This is a genomic window from Shinella sp. S4-D37 (assembly GCF_040812195.1).
Lineage (GTDB): Bacteria > Pseudomonadota > Alphaproteobacteria > Rhizobiales > Rhizobiaceae > Shinella.
This window is the reverse complement of record NZ_JBFNXL010000005.1, coordinates 3,969,653-3,984,611: the sequence shown is the minus strand read 5'-3', so window position 1 is coordinate 3,984,611 and position 14,959 is coordinate 3,969,653. Positions and strand designations below refer to the sequence as shown.

The following is a 14,959-nucleotide window of genomic DNA, read 5'->3' as shown; positions in this document are numbered from 1 at the left end:
GGCGAGTTCGGTTGATCGCTTCACCAAAACCGCCGCCATCCCCTTGATTCTAAACGGCACGGATCGGTGCCATCCCCTTGGTTTCCAACCACAACGCAAAATTGCATTGAATGCTCAGCCCAAAACCGGACTCACCCCACCATCCGCAATGCCTCCTCCAGATCCGGGCAGACGGGCCGCGCCAGCCCTCGTGTCGCCTCGACGGCCACGCGCAGCAACTCGGCTTCCTGCACCGCACTGAGCGGCGCAGGTCGCGACGGCTCCCCGACTCGCGGGATCGACAGCACATAGCCGTCGCCACGGCGGATCAGCGCGCAGCCAGGAAGCACCAGTTCGCCGACTTCCGCCGTGAAGGTCGCCGCCACTCGGCCGCGCGCCTGATGTAGATTCGATATCTTGATCATGCGGCAAGCACCCTATGGAGACCTGCGTCGTCGGCTTCGTGCCGGTCCAGCCAGTTGGAGATGACCGGCCTGGTCGGAGCATCCGACTTGTTCCAGCCGGTACGCAGGCGCTCGCCGGTCAGGGATGCATGCATGTCGACGGCCATTTGCAGGATCGCCGAATAGCCGCGGTGGGTGAAGTTGCAGACGCGCGCGCCAGTGTATTGCGCCTTCGGTATTCGCACGAATCCGTCGGCCGCGCGCTGCCGGTGACGGCAAAGCATGAGCCCCATGATGGTCAGGTGGCCGAATGCAAGGTCAAACGTTGCGACGACGCTGTTGACCTCTTCGGCCGGCTGGTTCCAGTTTTCGATCTTCATCCTGTCAGTCCTTTTATCCAGTCGCTTTCGATCACCCGCGGCCTTGGTGCGGCCTGGGGTTCCATGCGGAGCTCGGAGGCCCGCTGATCCCAGTTGATATTGAGGGTCTTGTGCGCGGCCATTCCGTAGACCACGCAGTCCAAAACTTCATGCCTGCGTCCGGCAACGGGCACGAATTCGAGCACCTTCACGCCCGCCTTGCGCTTTTCGACCAGGCGCTCGCCGTTCAGCTGCTCGAAGAATTCGAGATCCAGGTCTTGTGAGAAGCGATAGAAGCCGCCAGCCTTGAGGCGTTCAAACAAGGCCCCCTTGATGCCGTCGACGCCTACCTGCCATAGCGTGCCGGCGCGCTTGCGCTGCGCGTGGGCGACGATCCACGGTACGTTACCGGCGCGGCCCTTGATGGCCATCACCTTGCGGCGCCAGCGTGGAAAGCAGAAGTCATAGACGCGATCCATGGTCGTACCGTCGGAACTATCCACGCAGGCCGCATCGACACCTATGGAGCCGCCCAGCGGGTGTTTCCAGCGCGACTTCAGGAGAGCATCAAGCTCCAGCCAGGTTTCGTTATCGTCCCACCGGCCATAGATGATCCGGTGCGCGAGGATGTACGCGACGCCATGCCGGTCATATCCGATCAGCGTCACCTCGAGACGGTCGTGCTGGACGTCGACGCCGCAGACGATGGCGAGCACGTTTTCCGGAATGGCGTCGAGGCCGAATCCCTCACGGCTGTTGAAGAGCGCGGTTTCGTCGACGCCTTCGCCTTCAGCAGCATCCCAACCCTCACCTATGATGGTGTTGAAAAACGCCTGCAGAAGTGTCGGATCCTTGCCGCACCGCAAGAACTCGGTGGCAATCTTCGCCCAGGTGGCCTGCGGCAAAGGGCTAATCAGCGCGTTGACCTTGAAGCCGGCATGCCCGATCACTTCCGGCTTGGTCGCGCGCCAGCGGCCCTTCTCGATGAGGTCTAACTTCTGATCCTCTTCGACGACCGTGCCGCAGCATGGCGTGCACCAGAACGCTTTGCTCGGTTCATCTTTCGGCCATTTGATGTCCTTCCACTCGATTTCGCAGTGGTCTCCGCAGCCGGGGCACGGCACTTCGTATATGCGACGGTCGGATTCGTTATAGGCCGCGATGACGAAGCTGGTCTGCGTGAACCTAGGTGTCGAACCGACGAGGATCTTACGGTTCCGGAAGGTCAGGGTGCGCTTCTCGGCGAGCGCGAGCGGGGAGCCTTCGACGGTGGGCTCCATTCGGTCCACCTCGTCGGCGATAACGATCCGGCTGGTATGTGCATCCAGATGACGAGGAATGGCAGAGACGGCCCGCAACTCGCCGCCTGGGAATCGCTTCGCCAGGATGCGGTTGCGGCTCTTCCGGCTCTTGTCGGCTTGAAATGCGTTCCGTAGGGAGGGAGAAGCCGCGAACATCGGCTCGAGGTCGGAGACAACAAACCGGCTTGCTGCCTCATCGGTCGGAAAGACCGAAAGCACGTTCGCTGGGTCGTTGACCACGAAGTTCGCAATCGCGACGGACAGCAACATACTGTAGCCGATGCGGGCAGATTTTAGGATCGAGATCCGTTCGTATTGCGGGTCGGTGATGGCGTCGGCGATGCCGCGCTGGTAGGCGTAGAGGCGGAGCGGGCCAGGGACAGCAGTGCCGGCAGGAAGCCGAATGTTCTGCTCAGCCCACTCGCTCAGCCTCAGTTTCATCGGCGGCCGGAGGCTGGCTGCGGCCAGTCGGCGAGCCCTCCTCATAGTCGGCAAGCTCATTAAGACTCTCTCGAATTTCGCGGTCAAAGGCCTGCGTGATGTCGGCGGGAACTGACATGCGGGCCGCGACACGGTCGCCGACGGCGACCAGTCTTGCGGTGAAGCGGCGGTAGATGTCCGACCATGTGGCGACCACCTCGTCGACATGCAGAAGCTCAGCGCGTAGCTGCGCGTTCTTCAATTCTTGACCATCCGCCTGTTCTTTCGCCAGGCGGGCGCGTTCGGCTGTCAGGTCAAGGATTTGACGCTCGCCACCGCGGCCGGCGGAGACTTCGCGAAGATGGCGGACGTGGTTGATGATAGACTGCTTCAGATCGTAGCGGCCGCGGCCAGTCCGGACCGCGATCCCCTTTTCGGCAAGCTCGCGCACCGTTCTTTCGGACGTGTCGAGCCATTCGCCGAGCGCCTTGGCGCTGACGTTGCTTCCGGTCATTGGCGGCGGAACCCCCTGTAGGTGTTTCGGCGGGTAGCGATATTCGGCACTCGCGCTGACCCGCTCCCCCCGCCGCTGGGGAGGACCCGTTGGCAAGGGGATGGGTGTTGCCTCAGCGCAACAGCTTGGTGATGGCCTTGTCGACGCGCTCTTGAAGGAGAGGTGCTGCGATCTTATCGAAGGCCGCACCAGTTGCACCCGTCGTCATCTCATCGGGGATGACGACGCCCGATCGAACGAACGTGATCTTCGTGCCGCGCGGATTGAGGCGGTAGAAGGCGTGGCCCTTGAAGCGAGGCACGTCGGTACGGTTAGGGAATACCCCTCCCTTCATGAAGGCGCCTTCATAGGTGGCCGTCTGCCCGAAGGGCTTGGCAACCACGCCATCTTCGGTTTCCTTAGCGTTGAGGTACTTGACCCTGATGTTACCCCCACGGGTGATCATCTCGTAGGAGAGCTTCCCCCCATGCGCACGGCGAGGATCACCGACGGCGGCAACGATGACCCTGCGATCCAGGCCGGTCTGCTTGGTCAATGTGCGAATAACCTGCGTCTTTGCCCGGTCCCCCACCTGATTGACGATGCGGGGCAGGACTTTGGGGAATTCGCGACTGAGACGGTCGATGTCCTTGGCGAACTGCATAAGGTGCTTGTCCGCCCATTTGATGCTTATGGTCATATTATGTCCCCATCCCAGGATTCTATTACAGCCTTGCTGCTCTGCCCAAGCTCCGCGACAGTGCGCTTCGCGAACTCCTCCGGATCGATGGCGGACGTCACGTTCATGACGGGTGCCATCGTGAGGTAGTAGTTTTTGGTGGACGCTTGCTGATTAGCGGCAGCGCCGGCAGAGGCTGCCCTGTAGGCTGCATGCGGCGAGATCGCACCGGAACGGCCTGGCGAGAACAACTCCGGCCCGCGCTCGCCCACCAGGTATGTCTTGCCTGCTCCAACAGGCCCACCCTTGGCGCGTGCGCCGTCGACGGCGGGTTCGGAAGATCCGCCGAAGAGGGAGGGCATCTTGGGCCAGCTGATGATGCCCGACAGGTCAATTCTACCGACAGCCTCGCGGATCTTGCTTGGAAGATCGCGAAACCAGTTCAGGAGTTCCGTAGCCTTTGCCGTGACGCCATCGATTACTGACTGGATCATGTCAATGCCCGCCTGGAACATGGCGGAGTTCACGGCCTTGAAAGCCGCTATGACTTTCCTTGTCGTGCTGTAGGCCGAATCCTCCAGCATCATTTCATGCTGTCTAGTTAAATCGTCCCGCTGGAAGAGCGAGCCGAACCAGGTCGCCAATTCTTTGACTTGCTGCCACGCCCACTGGGCGCCGTCACCGAGGGCGCGGAAGGACTGGGCGAAGGGGTCAATGACTGGTTGCAGGAAGTCGATCACAGGTTTGAGTTCGTCGCCAAGCGCACGCGCGACACCTATTACTGTGCTGCTAACCCTATCCCAGTTTCGATAAAGCCATGCACCGGCCGCACCAACGACGGCAACGGCCGCACCGATAGCAAGGAGGGCGGGTGCGGACACAGCAGCAACGGCAGCGCCAAGGGCGGTGAGCGCCCCAGACACGCCGGTGAGAATAGCCGACGCACCGCCAAGTGCGCCGATGCCAGCAGATAGGACCGAGCCGAACGCGAAGAGGCCAGCGAACCGCAGAGCAGTAACAGCAACGCGGAGAGCGATGAAAGCGCTCGTTATGCCGACAATAGCCTGCGTGGCGACAGGGAAACGCTGCGCCAGACTCGAGATGTCGGTGACGATCGGACCGATCTTCTCCAGGATACCATTCAAGGCTGGCAAGAGCGCGTCGCCAACACTGATGCCGAGATCGTTCGCGCGGTTCTTGAAGAGCTGCAGGGCGTTCGCGGTGCGCTTGCTGGCAACCGTGTACTCCTTGCTGGCGGACCCTGCATATTTGCTCTGATCGGATATGAGGGCGAGCGTGTCGGCCAGAAGCTTGCCGTTGCTTATCAGCGGACCGAGAGCGCGTGCTTCGTCGCCGAAAAGGTCGGAGATAGCCGCGGCGCGTGTCTCGGCAGGGAGCTTGTTGATCCTCGCCAGCACGTCCTGCAGCGTCCCGACGGCGTCTTTCTGCATCGTCTTCGCGACGGTCTTCGCCGACAGCCCGAGCTTCTTAAACGCCGCGACCTGCCTGTCAGATGCCGACCCGCCTTTCGTCAGCGCCTTGCCCATATTGAGGATCGACGTCGCTGCCACTTCGCTGCCGAAGCCGGAACCGGTCATTGCGGCGCCAAGGGCGGCGACCTGCTCGGCTGTCATGCCGAACTGGCTGGCCATCGGGGCAACGCGCTTGACGACGTCAAGGATCTGCGGCGCGCTGGCTGCGCTGTTATTACCAAGATGGTTGATGGCGTCGGCGAGCAGGCCAGTGTCTTCGACCGATCGACCAAGCGCGGTCTTCAGCTTGGCCATCGACTCGCCGGCCTCGCCTGCGGTGATATCCCACGCGACGCCGACCTTCGCGGCCATTTCGGCAAACTTGGTGAGCTCGTTAGTCGCAATGCCGGACTGGCCGGCGGCGGCAACGATCTGCGCCAGGCCGTCGGCGGCAATGGGGATTTCGAGCGCCATGCCACGGATATCGGCGCCCATCTTTTGGAACGCTTCAGGCGTCGGAAAGTCTACAACCTTCTTGACGTCGGCCATCGCCGACTCGAATTCGATAGCCGCATTCACGGGTGCGGCCAGCCCCTTATAGAGCGCGTAACCGGCGCCGACGGCGTCGAGCATTTGCCCGCGGACGGCGTCCAGCCGGGCCGCGTTTGTTGCGGCTAGGGCATTCATGCGACCCATTGCGGACGAAATCGCACGGGATGGACCCGTCAGCCTGTCGAGCAGGCTGACGATAAGTTTGCTTTCACGGACCGCCATCGGATGCTCCCGCCTTTGCCTTGATCAATTTCTCGGCAGCGCCGAAGTACCGGATTGCCTTCTCCGGCGGCCACGCTTCGACCACCGGAATAGGCGTGGAGAGTTCGCTAGCGACGACTGCTATTATGTCGGTCCAGCCGCCGCTGCCGGCTCCCCCATAAGCGGGGCCACCTGCGCCATCAGCGGGCCGAGGTCGCGGGCGCGGATCTTCTTGACAACCTGGATAGGCACATCGGCCAGGCTGGCGATGATGGCGAATGACTTGTTCATGTCACCCGTCACCATGTCAGCAGCGGCGAGATCGCCGGCCAGTGCTTCGCGAAGAGTCAACGTGGTGTAGGTCGTGCCGCCATGTTCGACGGCCTTGGACAATGCGAAAGTTACGGTTTCATCGGTCATGCGTTTTCTCCTTTGAGAAGGCGGGCAATTGTGGCCGTGTCATAGACAACGGCTTCAGGGTCGGGCTCGGGGAGGTACTTGCGCCACCCGTTGATGAGCTCGGCGAAGCGGTTCACGGCGGCGAAGATGTCGGGGCCGGCGATGGAGATGGCGACCGCCGAGTCCGGGAAGTCGATGGTGGCGTCGAGTTGCGCGCCGTCCTCGTCTTCGATTGCCTCAAGGTGCCAAGTGGGTTGGTTGGTCATGCTTCGGTGAGCTCCAATATGATAATGCCGGAGTGCCGGTCCGAGATCTTTGAGACTTCGTACCAGGGGCTGCCAGGCCGGGCAGTGGCGCGGACCTTGTCCTTGCTGCGCAAGACGATGTTGGGATAGGCGGCGCGGCTTATGACCAGGGCGTGCGCGCTGGCCGACACCGTCGTGATCATCCCATTGCCCAGCGAGATCGAGCCGTCGACCGAAGGGCTATGAAGGATGGCCATAAGGTCGGTCAGCGGGCGGGATGGGTCGGCCGTGCCGCTTTTCATTGGTGCATGACGGACGAGCTCCGCGAAAGCGGAGGAGACGGCCGCGTCAACGGCCGCCTCTACAGATTGCCAGTCCATTATGCGTCGCCGGCGTCCATCTGGGCGGCAGACGGTGCGGCGAAGATTCCATTGAGCCTGACGATGCCTGTGTCCGACGGGTTGGCGGCGACGGCGAGGTTGACGCCGATCAACTTGTTGGTCGAGGCCGTGGTCGTGACCACCTTGCCGCTTGCGTCCCAGTAAATCGGAAGGCCGACAGAGGCCCACGCCTGCGCGCTGGTCTTGGCTAGTTCCCAGACCTCGTCGACCTTGATCTCGACAGGCGCACCCGAAAGCGCGTCATGCTGAGCTACGCCGAAGATGTCGCCGACGAGAACGCCGCCGCCCGAAAGAACGTCTGCGGGGGCGACAACAGTAATCGTGCTGCCGCGCTGAATATGGTTTTTTGCCATTTTAGAATCCTGACTTGAAAATTGGGAGGAACGTGGTGACGCGCTTGCCCTGGAGGGCGGCGATGTCACGATCGATGGCAGCGATTGCCCGCTCGATTTCCGCAATGCTGCGGAAGATCAGCCGGCGGCGCGTGCCACCGGACGTAAACTCGACTTCGAGCTGGCCACTGCCACGGGCCGCCACAAGGGCGACCCGTTGAGCTAGCAGGGCTTCCATTAAGCGCCGACGTTGCGCTGAAATGCGCGCCAGTCGATAAAGCCGGCGCCGAAATCGGTACGGGCTTTGATCTGAACGCCATCGACTTCCCAGCCGGCGCGGGTCTCTACCTGGACACCCTCTTCGCCTTCGAGGTACGCGTATTCCAGGCCATCGACGCTAGCCGGATCAGCAGCGAGGTAGTAGCCGGTGGCCGAGACGAAGCGGGGTTCGACGACGATCTCAAGAGAGCGCATCGATTCCGGTGCGGCATTGGCGCTTGCGGCCGGGTAGAGAACGGTGCGCAGCTTCTGTTCCGCTGTCGTTTCCAGGTCAGCCGGGATGATCAAGAATTTCGGCTCGATGGCGATGAGTTCGCCGGTCAGGCCGACCTGCTTGCGCATGGCGGTTCGCATGATCGACAACGGGGCAATGTCGAACGCTGCCGCCGTCTGAAGGTTCTTGTGGTCGGCATGCCAGACTGCCTTGCCGTCACTCATTGTCGGGCCGGCGCCGGAGTTGGCGAGCCAGAGATCGACCAGCAACTGCGCTTCCGTCGCTGCTGCTGCCTGACCCATACGTCGCGCCAGGTCGTTGAACGCGCCCAAATCGTCGTTGATAATCGCCTGACGGGTAATCCCAAACATCTTCCCGTAAGTCGCGAGACGGTACGACTCTTTTGCCTCCGTCAGGGTTCCGCTCTTAAATTCTCCCGACTCTCCCACCTTCTCCAGGCGAGGAGCTTCGGAGAGCTGCAGGCGGTGCTTGTCCTTGAAGTCCTTGGCCGTGGTCTGGCGGCCGACACGCTTCAAGCCAGACGGCGCGGCGTTGTATCCGGCGCGCAATGTGCGGCCTACGCTGTCCCCAAGAATGAGGCTGAAATCGGAAGCGCTGTGAAGCGCGCGCTCGACGATGGCCGATGCGGACATGCCGGTCGTGACGATACCGGCGTGACGCAAGGACTCGCGGGCGAGATCAACGGTCCCCATGCCGACGAAAGCGCGGGCCTGTTCAGAGAGTTCGTGTCCGCGATTGGTGCGGGCATAGAGAGCTTCACCGGCGGCGCGGACACGGACTTCAGGATTGTCGATCGTCGTCTCGTTATGCGGCGCACGCACGGTCGCGGTGACGATCGTCCGAGCCTGCATCGCGGCAAGGGCGGCAGCGCGTACCGAGTTCAGGTCGATTTCGTCTGCGTCCGTCTGGGCATTGACCCAGTCCTGGGGCAGGCCGGTCTTGGCCGCAATGGCGCGAACCTCGGCTGCCAGTTCGGCGCGAGTCTGGGTGGTGGTGGTTTCGGTGGTCTGGGTGGTCATAGGTTCACTCCGAAGGCCGGCGCCGCGATCTGCGGGGACGGTTGTGAGACTGGCTTCAAGAAGCTCTAGGGTTTGGGCAGTCAGCGTTCGCTTGCCGCCCGGTTTGCTTTCCGCCCATTTGGTGACGGAGTAGCCTATCGAGACGGCATAGGTGGCGCCGTCGCTTAGTTCTGCCGCTACGCGCTTGGCGCGCTCGTTGTGGCGGGAGAGCTTAACCAGGCCGACGACCTCACCGTTTACGGTGCGGATGTCGACAACCTCGCCGAGGCGATCGTCCACTGAACCCCTCGAGTGAGAATCCAACAATGGGATACTCGCGGGCCAGGTCTGGTTGAGGTCGAGGACCTCCTGGAATTCGCCGCGGCTGTCGTATCGAGTGACAGCCGCGCCGGTGGATAGCACCGCCTGGACGGTGTATTTTTCCGCGTCCCATGTGGAGGCGCGCAGAGGCGCGGCGCGGGTGAGCACGCCGTTCTGATCGGTCATGTTATGCTCCGATGATTATGCCGCGATGGCGGCGGGAGGGGTGTTGTCGTTTGCCGGTGGCGTGCCGAACGTGAGGCCGAGTCCGTCGGCACGGGCCTTGTCCGCGGCCATCTCCGCGTCCAGCGCCTCAATGTCGAGCCCGCGGCTTGCGACGATTTCCCGCCTCGACTTCATGCCGTTGTTGAACAGAAGGATTTCCGCTTCAGCGTCCTTGAGGGGATCCACCCATGCCTGCCTTGGTGTTACCCATATGGCTGGTAGAGCGGCATCAATTGTCGTGGACACCTTACCGTCCAGCACTTCGAGCGTCACCCAGCGCTCGTAAACACGCCGCAGAAACTGGAATACCAGGACTGAGTGCTGAAGAGCCTCGACGCGCTCACGGAAGGATATCAAGCCCGCCCGGATCGAGCTGTAATTCACGTCGCTCAAGTCGCCGTTGAGCAGGTAGGCAGGGACGCCCAAGCCTACGGCGATCTCCTTCTCCGTGAGCCGCATGAATGCTATCGCATCCATGCCGATCGTCGGTGGGCTGCTGAATACGATTTCCTCGCCGGGTGCCAAATATTTCAGCGTGCCGGGCTCGAGGCCACCGACGAGAGTGTTGCCCGCCTGCTCGCCGTCCATGGGCGGACCAGAGGCATCCGTCGAGCGAATGAAACCTGCTAGAGCAGCCCCGACACGTTGCCTGACCTGCTGCGAATCCCGGCTTCCTTCGTGATCGGCCATCCGCAACAGAACGGGAGCGAAGAAGCTTATCCCGCGTATCTGCCCCGGCCAAAGGGGCCGGTAGAGATGGCAAATGTCATCAGATGGGATACGACTGCGCTGGCGGGTGAAGCCCGTCATATGGCCTGGTCGATCGACGAAGACGTGGTAGGCGCGACGCTTGCCCTCTGCGTCCATCTCGACGCCCTGGACAACCTGCCCGCCATCGGAGAGAGCAACCGTATAGCTGCTGTCGACCTGTTCCGGATCAAGGAGCCTGAGCCTCAGGCCGCTAGCAGTGTTGAGCATGAGGATGAATGCCTCGCCGGCAACAATCATACTTCGGACAGCCGAAGCCTGGATGCCGTAAAAATCGGTCGCCTCATCCGCGTCCGCTGAATCTGTCCAGGCTTCGAAACGAGCCGAAAGGGTTTCGCGGATCGACGTGTCGGCGTGCCGCGATTGCATCTTCACGCCGGTTCCGACGAGACTCGTCACCCAGCTTTCAAGGCCGGAACAGGCCAACGGATTGTTGGCGACGGCGAACCTGGCGCGAGCGGCTAGGGTATGACGGGCAGCATGTGCGGACGAAACCGGCGCCGGCATAGACTGCGCACCGGACCAGCGCCTGCCGCCCGCTGCGCCGGTGTAGCTGCGCTTGCCGGTGAAGAATGAACGTAGGCGATTAAGCATGGGCAGTACCATGCGTCTTAGTTGCCCATGCCCTCACTGCCGTCCAGCAAAGCCAGGCTGGCACGGTCAGGCTGGCATCGTCATCGAAGACCACCCAGTCACCATTGCAGGGAACCGGCCGTGGACCGGGAAGGCCGGCAAAGCCGAACGCTGCCACGACCACGTCCGCATTGATCCGAACGCGCCGGATACGCAACTTCGCCAAAAGCGACAGGGCGAACACGGTATGGCAAGAGTAGCTGATGCGGTTCCCGCTGTGGTCGCCGACCTCGAGGCCAGCAGCGCGAGCCAGGGTCAGCCAGTAGCTTACGGTGCTGATCGGCATCCCGAGGAATTGCGACACCTCAGAAAGATTGAACGTGGGCTTCGTCCACCAAGCAGGCACGACGAAGCAGCCGCCAGAAGGCGGTGAAGGGTGGGCCACTACAGCCTCCTGTCATTTATTGGTTGAAAGATAGTTCGCTAAAAAAAGCCGCAGGCCGAAGCCTGCGACTGGATTGATGCCGGTCGTGTCGGCGAACCAAACACGACCGGCTATCCCACCGGAAGGACCAACCGCCGGGAGGGAACTGAAGCTGGCCCGGATCGCCGTGAGGCGCTCGACGGGCTGATCGCGCCGGAGGAGAATGACAACGGCGGCGATGCTGGAAACTAATTTGGGGGATCTCACTAATACCGCACGGGACGGCAATCAGGTTATACCCTCTAACCCCTCGGGGAGTTGAATGCGAGTGGCGGTCCCTACATGGATACTCACCATGGGGCGGCGGGAAATCGTATCCCTTCACTGATACACCCGGCGAGATCGCAAAAAGTGTACATTTCGAAGGAAAAAAGTAGTGGCGCAAGCGACCGACTATCAGTGAATGTTGCGGGAATGCAACAAGTGCGCTACGGCACCCGCTATCTACCTCACCCCTCGGGGACCTGAGTGCGCATGGCATACGGTCAATGATACTCACCATGGCAAGGGCAGAAAGTGCCACCCCTTCACTAATACACCCGGCGAAAAGGGCGATTTCCTACCCCTCACTGGAAAGTTTCGGGCATTCGGCGCATGCGTGCGGTTCTCCGTGGGTGGTTGTCGTTGGCGGCTTCTAGGACTTTGCCAGAAGCCAGCCTGTAGGCGCCATTGCGATCCTCGTTGGTGGCGCAATTTGAGCCACCAACGGCCAGCCGCCTCAGCTCGGCGACCAGTTCCGACTTCTCCTCGTGGAAGCGGTGCGGATCCCGATGGCTAGGTGCCAGCCTCGCCAGCCGATCGGCAAGGTCCATAAGTTGTGTTTTCGCGTCATGCATCAAAAAGTTTCCACACCACCACTTCTGTATTTTCCCTACACCACACCCACCCACCCCACCATAAAGGTGAGGTGTGGGTGGTGTGGAGTGCAGTTTTACCCACACCTCCACACCTGCTCCACACCTCAATCACTCGAGGTGTGGAAGACTGGAACGAGGCACGGGCGCTCGACGCCCTTGTAGTCCGGTCGCTGCTCGATGGTGAAATGACCTTGCCGCTTCCACGCTTCCAGCATGCGTCGCACCTCCTTCTTCTCGGCGGGATTGGCCATGTTCATCTGCAAAGCTTCAGCGACTTTGTACCCTGCCCACTGCGACGACTGGACATTGTCGCGGCAATCAGAGCCGTTGATTTTGCGCTTGATGGCGTGCAGCGCTTCTTCGGAGACGCCTGCCACCGCGTCCGCCGCCGCCGGCCAGCGCCACGCCTCTACCACGCCTATCTCGTCGCCTCTATCGAGCAGCCCTGAGCCGTTCATCAGCGGCACGTTCGCGAATCGGCGCCACTCGGAACGGCCCGATGCAACAAGGTTGACCTTACCGTTGTCGATCCGGAAGTACCCGTCCGGCGTGTCAAGGCCAGCCTTGTCGGCTTCCTCGCGAGTCATTGCATTGATAACCCGCATGCCACGCGTCTTATCCTTCAGCGCGCCGCCTCCACGGGCCGAATCCGCAGTGACCTCACCGCTGTTTTTGACGACGTGGTGGATGACCTCGACGCAGCAGTTGCCGCGATCGGAAACCTCGAGCCAAGCCTTCGCAACTCGCTGCATCGCGCCGTTGTCATTCTCCGGCACCTCATGGGTCGAAACCAGGGGGTCGACGATCACAACGTCGATCTCTCGACGCCTGATCTCTGACACCATCTCGTCGATGAGCGGCTGGCAAACCTTAAGGTCGCGGCCCTCCTGGCGCATAATGACGAACTCCTGATCTCGACCCGAGTCCGTGTACAGGCGATCAGCGATCTGATCAGGCGTGACATCAAAGTGTTTTGCAGCCGCGTGGAAGCGGCGATCGATTTCCTCTTGGGGGTCTTCGGCATTGATGTACCAGACCCGCAAAGGCTTCGTGAGTGGTCCTTCTGGATCCAGCAGAGGCCGGCCAGTCACCATCGCCAGGATCTCCGATATTGAGTGCGCGGACTTGCCGCCACCACCAGCGCCTACGGTCGAGGTAAGGAACTTACGGATGTAGTGCCGAGCAAAGAGCCAATCACGCGCGGGCAGGCTCGATGGGTCGCGTAGCGCGAACGGCGTTGCCTTGATCGCTGGCCGAGGTTGGGTGGCATAAGCCTTGAACCTAGGTTGGCCATCTGGGCCAATCTCCGCAACGCCGACCTTGCCGTCATGCTTGCAGTTGGCGAGGAAGTGCTTACCCGTGTTCTGGTCCACGCCCATTTGACCATCGCCGAAGAGCTCACGTAGGCGAGCATCATCCGTGCGATTGTCGTTTGCCGGCGAGGGCGGATCGACACTCAACTCTTCGAGCCGGCGCCGGGCCTCGCGTTCAAGCCATTTCGGACGGTGCCCTGCAGAATAGCCCTTCTGGTATGCCAGCTTCTCGATTTCAGCCTCCAGCGGCGGAAGGCCGACCCACTTCTCGGAGAGTGCTTTCTCACCTGTAATAGCGTCCATGACCAAGTCCGTCACGGCCTCACAGGGGGCGCCGTCGATCTGCCTGACCAGTGGGGCTCCATCCCGCCAGATCGCGATGACGGATGCGTCCTGGCCCTCGTCGATGAAGCGGAAGAAAGAGTCGGTCAGTACGGCGAGACGCGGAATGTCCGCATCCGTCATGTCGGACCAGTGCGAAATTTTCGTCAGATCGTCGCGAGTTACGTCGTCGATATTATCGGGGTCTGGCACTAGCACCACATCGCCGGCGAGTTTCCATTGAGCAATGGAGCTGATTTCTCGGAAGGCGGCCTGATGTGGGCGCGGGTCGGCTTCAGGCTGCTTGCTGAGTAATGCCATCTTGGTGGATCTCTCCCATAGCCAACGCAATCAGCGCGGCGGAAATTTCAGGTGTGAAAGTGACCGCAGCCGAGCCGAATGCCGACGGCGCAAAGACGCGCAGGCCAACGCCCGTTTGTTTTAGCGAAAGGTTGAATAATCTCATGCCGTCTAGCTGCACGTCGAAACGCGCGAGGGTCTTGCCGCCCGGCCCCGCCGGGCGGATTGATATGATTTTCATGGTGGTCCTATTTGTTAGGCGGCGCGCTCGTACATTTCGGGATCGTCAAACATGTCGTGCATTTCCTGCATCATGCGCGCAGCTTCAGTTATTCGCGCCATGTCGCGGTGCAGGACTTCACGATCGACCATGTCGGCAACATCTTGGTTGTGTGTGCCGTCTAGGTTGAGGATGTTTTCCCAACCACCAAACTCAACAGCGCGCAGAAGCGAATCGGCCTTCGTTCTCTTTGATATGAAAGCCAGCGCAGCCTTGATGCCTCCCAAATCGGACACGGTGTCCGATTTCAGTCCCGATTGAGCAAGCTGCATTAGCCGCCGTGCCTGACGTTCATGGACCCCGGCTCGTTCGAGGAACGGCAACCACTGACCATGCGGGCATTGCTCCTTGGCGGAAACCAGTGAATGACCGGCCTCGATGGATTTCTCTACCGAGGTGCGCGCCGCGGCGTCGGCTTCCGCGATTTGCTCCTTGATTACGTCGGCGGCGAGGGTCAGCGAGTTCGAGAGGATAGGGCTCATGCTGCAGACCTCGCTGCAATGGTACGATCAATCCACGCTTCGACCTCGGCGCGTACATAGGCGGTGCGACGCTCTCCAATCTTCACGGGGCAGGGGAACCGACCCTCCTTCGCCATCAGCGACAGGAGCACGCGCGACATGGTCGTCGATGCCGCTGCTTCCTTGGGCGACATGAGGCGGGGAACGTTGTCATTGTCGTGCTTCAATTTTTTTCTCCTCTGGGGTTGACATTGATGTCAAAAACTGCGACTTTCATTTGACGGTGAGATTAACATCGTCGTACACG

At 61.3% G+C, this 14,959-nt stretch carries 19 protein-coding genes; all 19 read right to left on the bottom strand.

Going from position 1 to position 14,959, the window contains the following annotated elements:
• Nucleotides 1-131: 131 nt before the first annotated feature.
• Complete coding sequence (locus tag AB3G45_RS26970) at nucleotides 132-404, bottom strand: hypothetical protein (RefSeq protein ID WP_367833451.1); 273 nt, start codon at nucleotides 402-404, stop codon at nucleotides 132-134.
• On the bottom strand, nucleotides 401-763 hold the full coding sequence (locus AB3G45_RS26965; RefSeq protein ID WP_367833450.1) for a hypothetical protein: 363 nt from the start codon (nucleotides 761-763) through the stop codon (nucleotides 401-403). The genes AB3G45_RS26970 and AB3G45_RS26965 overlap by 4 nt, the downstream gene beginning before the upstream one ends.
• Nucleotides 760-2,484: a phage terminase large subunit family protein gene (locus AB3G45_RS26960; RefSeq protein WP_367833449.1), complete on the bottom strand. Its 1,725-nt coding sequence runs from the start codon at nucleotides 2,482-2,484 to the stop codon at nucleotides 760-762. The genes AB3G45_RS26965 and AB3G45_RS26960 overlap by 4 nt, the downstream gene beginning before the upstream one ends.
• Nucleotides 2,456-2,977: a hypothetical protein gene (locus AB3G45_RS26955; protein ID WP_367833448.1), complete on the bottom strand. Its 522-nt coding sequence runs from the start codon at nucleotides 2,975-2,977 to the stop codon at nucleotides 2,456-2,458. Before AB3G45_RS26955 ends, AB3G45_RS26960 begins: the two co-directional genes overlap by 29 nt.
• Before the next feature lie 112 nt (nucleotides 2,978-3,089).
• Nucleotides 3,090-3,656 carry a hypothetical protein gene (locus AB3G45_RS26950; RefSeq protein WP_367833447.1) on the bottom strand — a complete coding sequence of 189 codons (567 nt, stop codon included), beginning with the start codon at nucleotides 3,654-3,656 and terminating at the stop codon, nucleotides 3,090-3,092.
• Nucleotides 3,653-5,881, bottom strand: coding sequence for a phage tail tape measure protein (locus AB3G45_RS26945; RefSeq protein WP_367833446.1), 2,229 nt, complete (start codon nucleotides 5,879-5,881; stop codon nucleotides 3,653-3,655). The genes AB3G45_RS26950 and AB3G45_RS26945 overlap by 4 nt, the downstream gene beginning before the upstream one ends.
• Before the next feature lie 123 nt (nucleotides 5,882-6,004).
• Nucleotides 6,005-6,280, bottom strand: a complete 276-nt coding sequence (locus tag AB3G45_RS26940) for a phage tail assembly protein (protein ID WP_367833445.1) — start codon at nucleotides 6,278-6,280, stop codon at nucleotides 6,005-6,007.
• Nucleotides 6,277-6,525: a hypothetical protein gene (locus AB3G45_RS26935; RefSeq protein WP_367833444.1), complete on the bottom strand. Its 249-nt coding sequence runs from the start codon at nucleotides 6,523-6,525 to the stop codon at nucleotides 6,277-6,279. The genes AB3G45_RS26940 and AB3G45_RS26935 overlap by 4 nt, the downstream gene beginning before the upstream one ends.
• Nucleotides 6,522-6,884: a hypothetical protein gene (locus AB3G45_RS26930; RefSeq protein WP_367833443.1), complete on the bottom strand. Its 363-nt coding sequence runs from the start codon at nucleotides 6,882-6,884 to the stop codon at nucleotides 6,522-6,524. Before AB3G45_RS26930 ends, AB3G45_RS26935 begins: the two co-directional genes overlap by 4 nt.
• Nucleotides 6,884-7,258, bottom strand: coding sequence for a DUF2190 family protein (locus AB3G45_RS26925; RefSeq protein ID WP_367833442.1), 375 nt, complete (start codon nucleotides 7,256-7,258; stop codon nucleotides 6,884-6,886). Before AB3G45_RS26925 ends, AB3G45_RS26930 begins: the two co-directional genes overlap by 1 nt.
• A gap of 1 nt (nucleotide 7,259) precedes the next feature.
• Nucleotides 7,260-7,475 carry a phage head-tail joining protein gene (locus AB3G45_RS26920; RefSeq protein ID WP_367833441.1) on the bottom strand — a complete coding sequence of 72 codons (216 nt, stop codon included), beginning with the start codon at nucleotides 7,473-7,475 and terminating at the stop codon, nucleotides 7,260-7,262.
• The gene (locus AB3G45_RS26915; protein ID WP_367833440.1) at nucleotides 7,475-9,256 is read right to left on the bottom strand and encodes a prohead protease/major capsid protein fusion protein; all 1,782 of its coding nucleotides are present in this window, start codon (nucleotides 9,254-9,256) and stop codon (nucleotides 7,475-7,477) included. The genes AB3G45_RS26920 and AB3G45_RS26915 overlap by 1 nt, the downstream gene beginning before the upstream one ends.
• Before the next feature lie 15 nt (nucleotides 9,257-9,271).
• Complete coding sequence (locus AB3G45_RS26910) at nucleotides 9,272-10,669, bottom strand: phage portal protein (protein ID WP_367833439.1); 1,398 nt, start codon at nucleotides 10,667-10,669, stop codon at nucleotides 9,272-9,274.
• Nucleotides 10,650-11,081, bottom strand: a complete 432-nt coding sequence (locus AB3G45_RS26905) for a hypothetical protein (protein ID WP_367833438.1) — start codon at nucleotides 11,079-11,081, stop codon at nucleotides 10,650-10,652. The genes AB3G45_RS26910 and AB3G45_RS26905 overlap by 20 nt, the downstream gene beginning before the upstream one ends.
• 605 nt (nucleotides 11,082-11,686) lie before the next feature.
• The gene (locus AB3G45_RS26900) at nucleotides 11,687-11,956 is read right to left on the bottom strand and encodes a hypothetical protein (protein WP_367833437.1); all 270 of its coding nucleotides are present in this window, start codon (nucleotides 11,954-11,956) and stop codon (nucleotides 11,687-11,689) included.
• A 125-nt stretch (nucleotides 11,957-12,081) separates the two neighbouring features.
• Entirely contained in the window at nucleotides 12,082-13,932 is a 1,851-nt protein-coding gene (locus AB3G45_RS26895; RefSeq protein WP_367833436.1) for an AAA family ATPase, read from the bottom strand.
• The gene (locus AB3G45_RS26890; RefSeq protein WP_367833435.1) at nucleotides 13,907-14,152 is read right to left on the bottom strand and encodes a hypothetical protein; all 246 of its coding nucleotides are present in this window, start codon (nucleotides 14,150-14,152) and stop codon (nucleotides 13,907-13,909) included. Before AB3G45_RS26890 ends, AB3G45_RS26895 begins: the two co-directional genes overlap by 26 nt.
• A gap of 14 nt (nucleotides 14,153-14,166) precedes the next feature.
• Nucleotides 14,167-14,673 carry a DUF3102 domain-containing protein gene (locus AB3G45_RS26885; protein WP_367833434.1) on the bottom strand — a complete coding sequence of 169 codons (507 nt, stop codon included), beginning with the start codon at nucleotides 14,671-14,673 and terminating at the stop codon, nucleotides 14,167-14,169.
• On the bottom strand, nucleotides 14,670-14,879 hold the full coding sequence (locus AB3G45_RS26880) for a helix-turn-helix transcriptional regulator (protein ID WP_367833433.1): 210 nt from the start codon (nucleotides 14,877-14,879) through the stop codon (nucleotides 14,670-14,672). Before AB3G45_RS26880 ends, AB3G45_RS26885 begins: the two co-directional genes overlap by 4 nt.
• Between the last annotated feature and the right edge of the window lie 80 nt (nucleotides 14,880-14,959).

Excerpts from the sequence above, each read along its gene's own strand:
- AB3G45_RS26970 (WP_367833451.1), bottom strand. The coding sequence starts at position 404 with ATGATCAAGATATCGAATCTACATCAGGCGCGCGGCCGAGTGGCGGCG.
- AB3G45_RS26965 (WP_367833450.1), bottom strand. The coding sequence starts at position 763 with ATGAAGATCGAAAACTGGAACCAGCCGGCCGAAGAGGTCAACAGCGTC.
- AB3G45_RS26960 (WP_367833449.1), bottom strand. The coding sequence starts at position 2,484 with ATGAAACTGAGGCTGAGCGAGTGGGCTGAGCAGAACATTCGGCTTCCT.
- AB3G45_RS26955 (WP_367833448.1), bottom strand. The coding sequence starts at position 2,977 with ATGACCGGAAGCAACGTCAGCGCCAAGGCGCTCGGCGAATGGCTCGAC.
- AB3G45_RS26950 (WP_367833447.1), bottom strand. The coding sequence starts at position 3,656 with ATGACCATAAGCATCAAATGGGCGGACAAGCACCTTATGCAGTTCGCC.
- AB3G45_RS26945 (WP_367833446.1), bottom strand. The coding sequence starts at position 5,881 with ATGGCGGTCCGTGAAAGCAAACTTATCGTCAGCCTGCTCGACAGGCTG.
- AB3G45_RS26940 (WP_367833445.1), bottom strand. The coding sequence starts at position 6,280 with ATGACCGATGAAACCGTAACTTTCGCATTGTCCAAGGCCGTCGAACAT.
- AB3G45_RS26935 (WP_367833444.1), bottom strand. The coding sequence starts at position 6,525 with ATGACCAACCAACCCACTTGGCACCTTGAGGCAATCGAAGACGAGGAC.
- AB3G45_RS26930 (WP_367833443.1), bottom strand. The coding sequence starts at position 6,884 with ATGGACTGGCAATCTGTAGAGGCGGCCGTTGACGCGGCCGTCTCCTCC.
- AB3G45_RS26925 (WP_367833442.1), bottom strand. The coding sequence starts at position 7,258 with ATGGCAAAAAACCATATTCAGCGCGGCAGCACGATTACTGTTGTCGCC.
- AB3G45_RS26920 (WP_367833441.1), bottom strand. The coding sequence starts at position 7,475 with ATGGAAGCCCTGCTAGCTCAACGGGTCGCCCTTGTGGCGGCCCGTGGC.
- AB3G45_RS26915 (WP_367833440.1), bottom strand. The coding sequence starts at position 9,256 with ATGACCGATCAGAACGGCGTGCTCACCCGCGCCGCGCCTCTGCGCGCC.
- AB3G45_RS26910 (WP_367833439.1), bottom strand. The coding sequence starts at position 10,669 with ATGGTACTGCCCATGCTTAATCGCCTACGTTCATTCTTCACCGGCAAG.
- AB3G45_RS26900 (WP_367833437.1), bottom strand. The coding sequence starts at position 11,956 with ATGCATGACGCGAAAACACAACTTATGGACCTTGCCGATCGGCTGGCG.
- AB3G45_RS26895 (WP_367833436.1), bottom strand. The coding sequence starts at position 13,932 with ATGGCATTACTCAGCAAGCAGCCTGAAGCCGACCCGCGCCCACATCAG.
- AB3G45_RS26890 (WP_367833435.1), bottom strand. The coding sequence starts at position 14,152 with ATGAAAATCATATCAATCCGCCCGGCGGGGCCGGGCGGCAAGACCCTC.
- AB3G45_RS26885 (WP_367833434.1), bottom strand. The coding sequence starts at position 14,673 with ATGAGCCCTATCCTCTCGAACTCGCTGACCCTCGCCGCCGACGTAATC.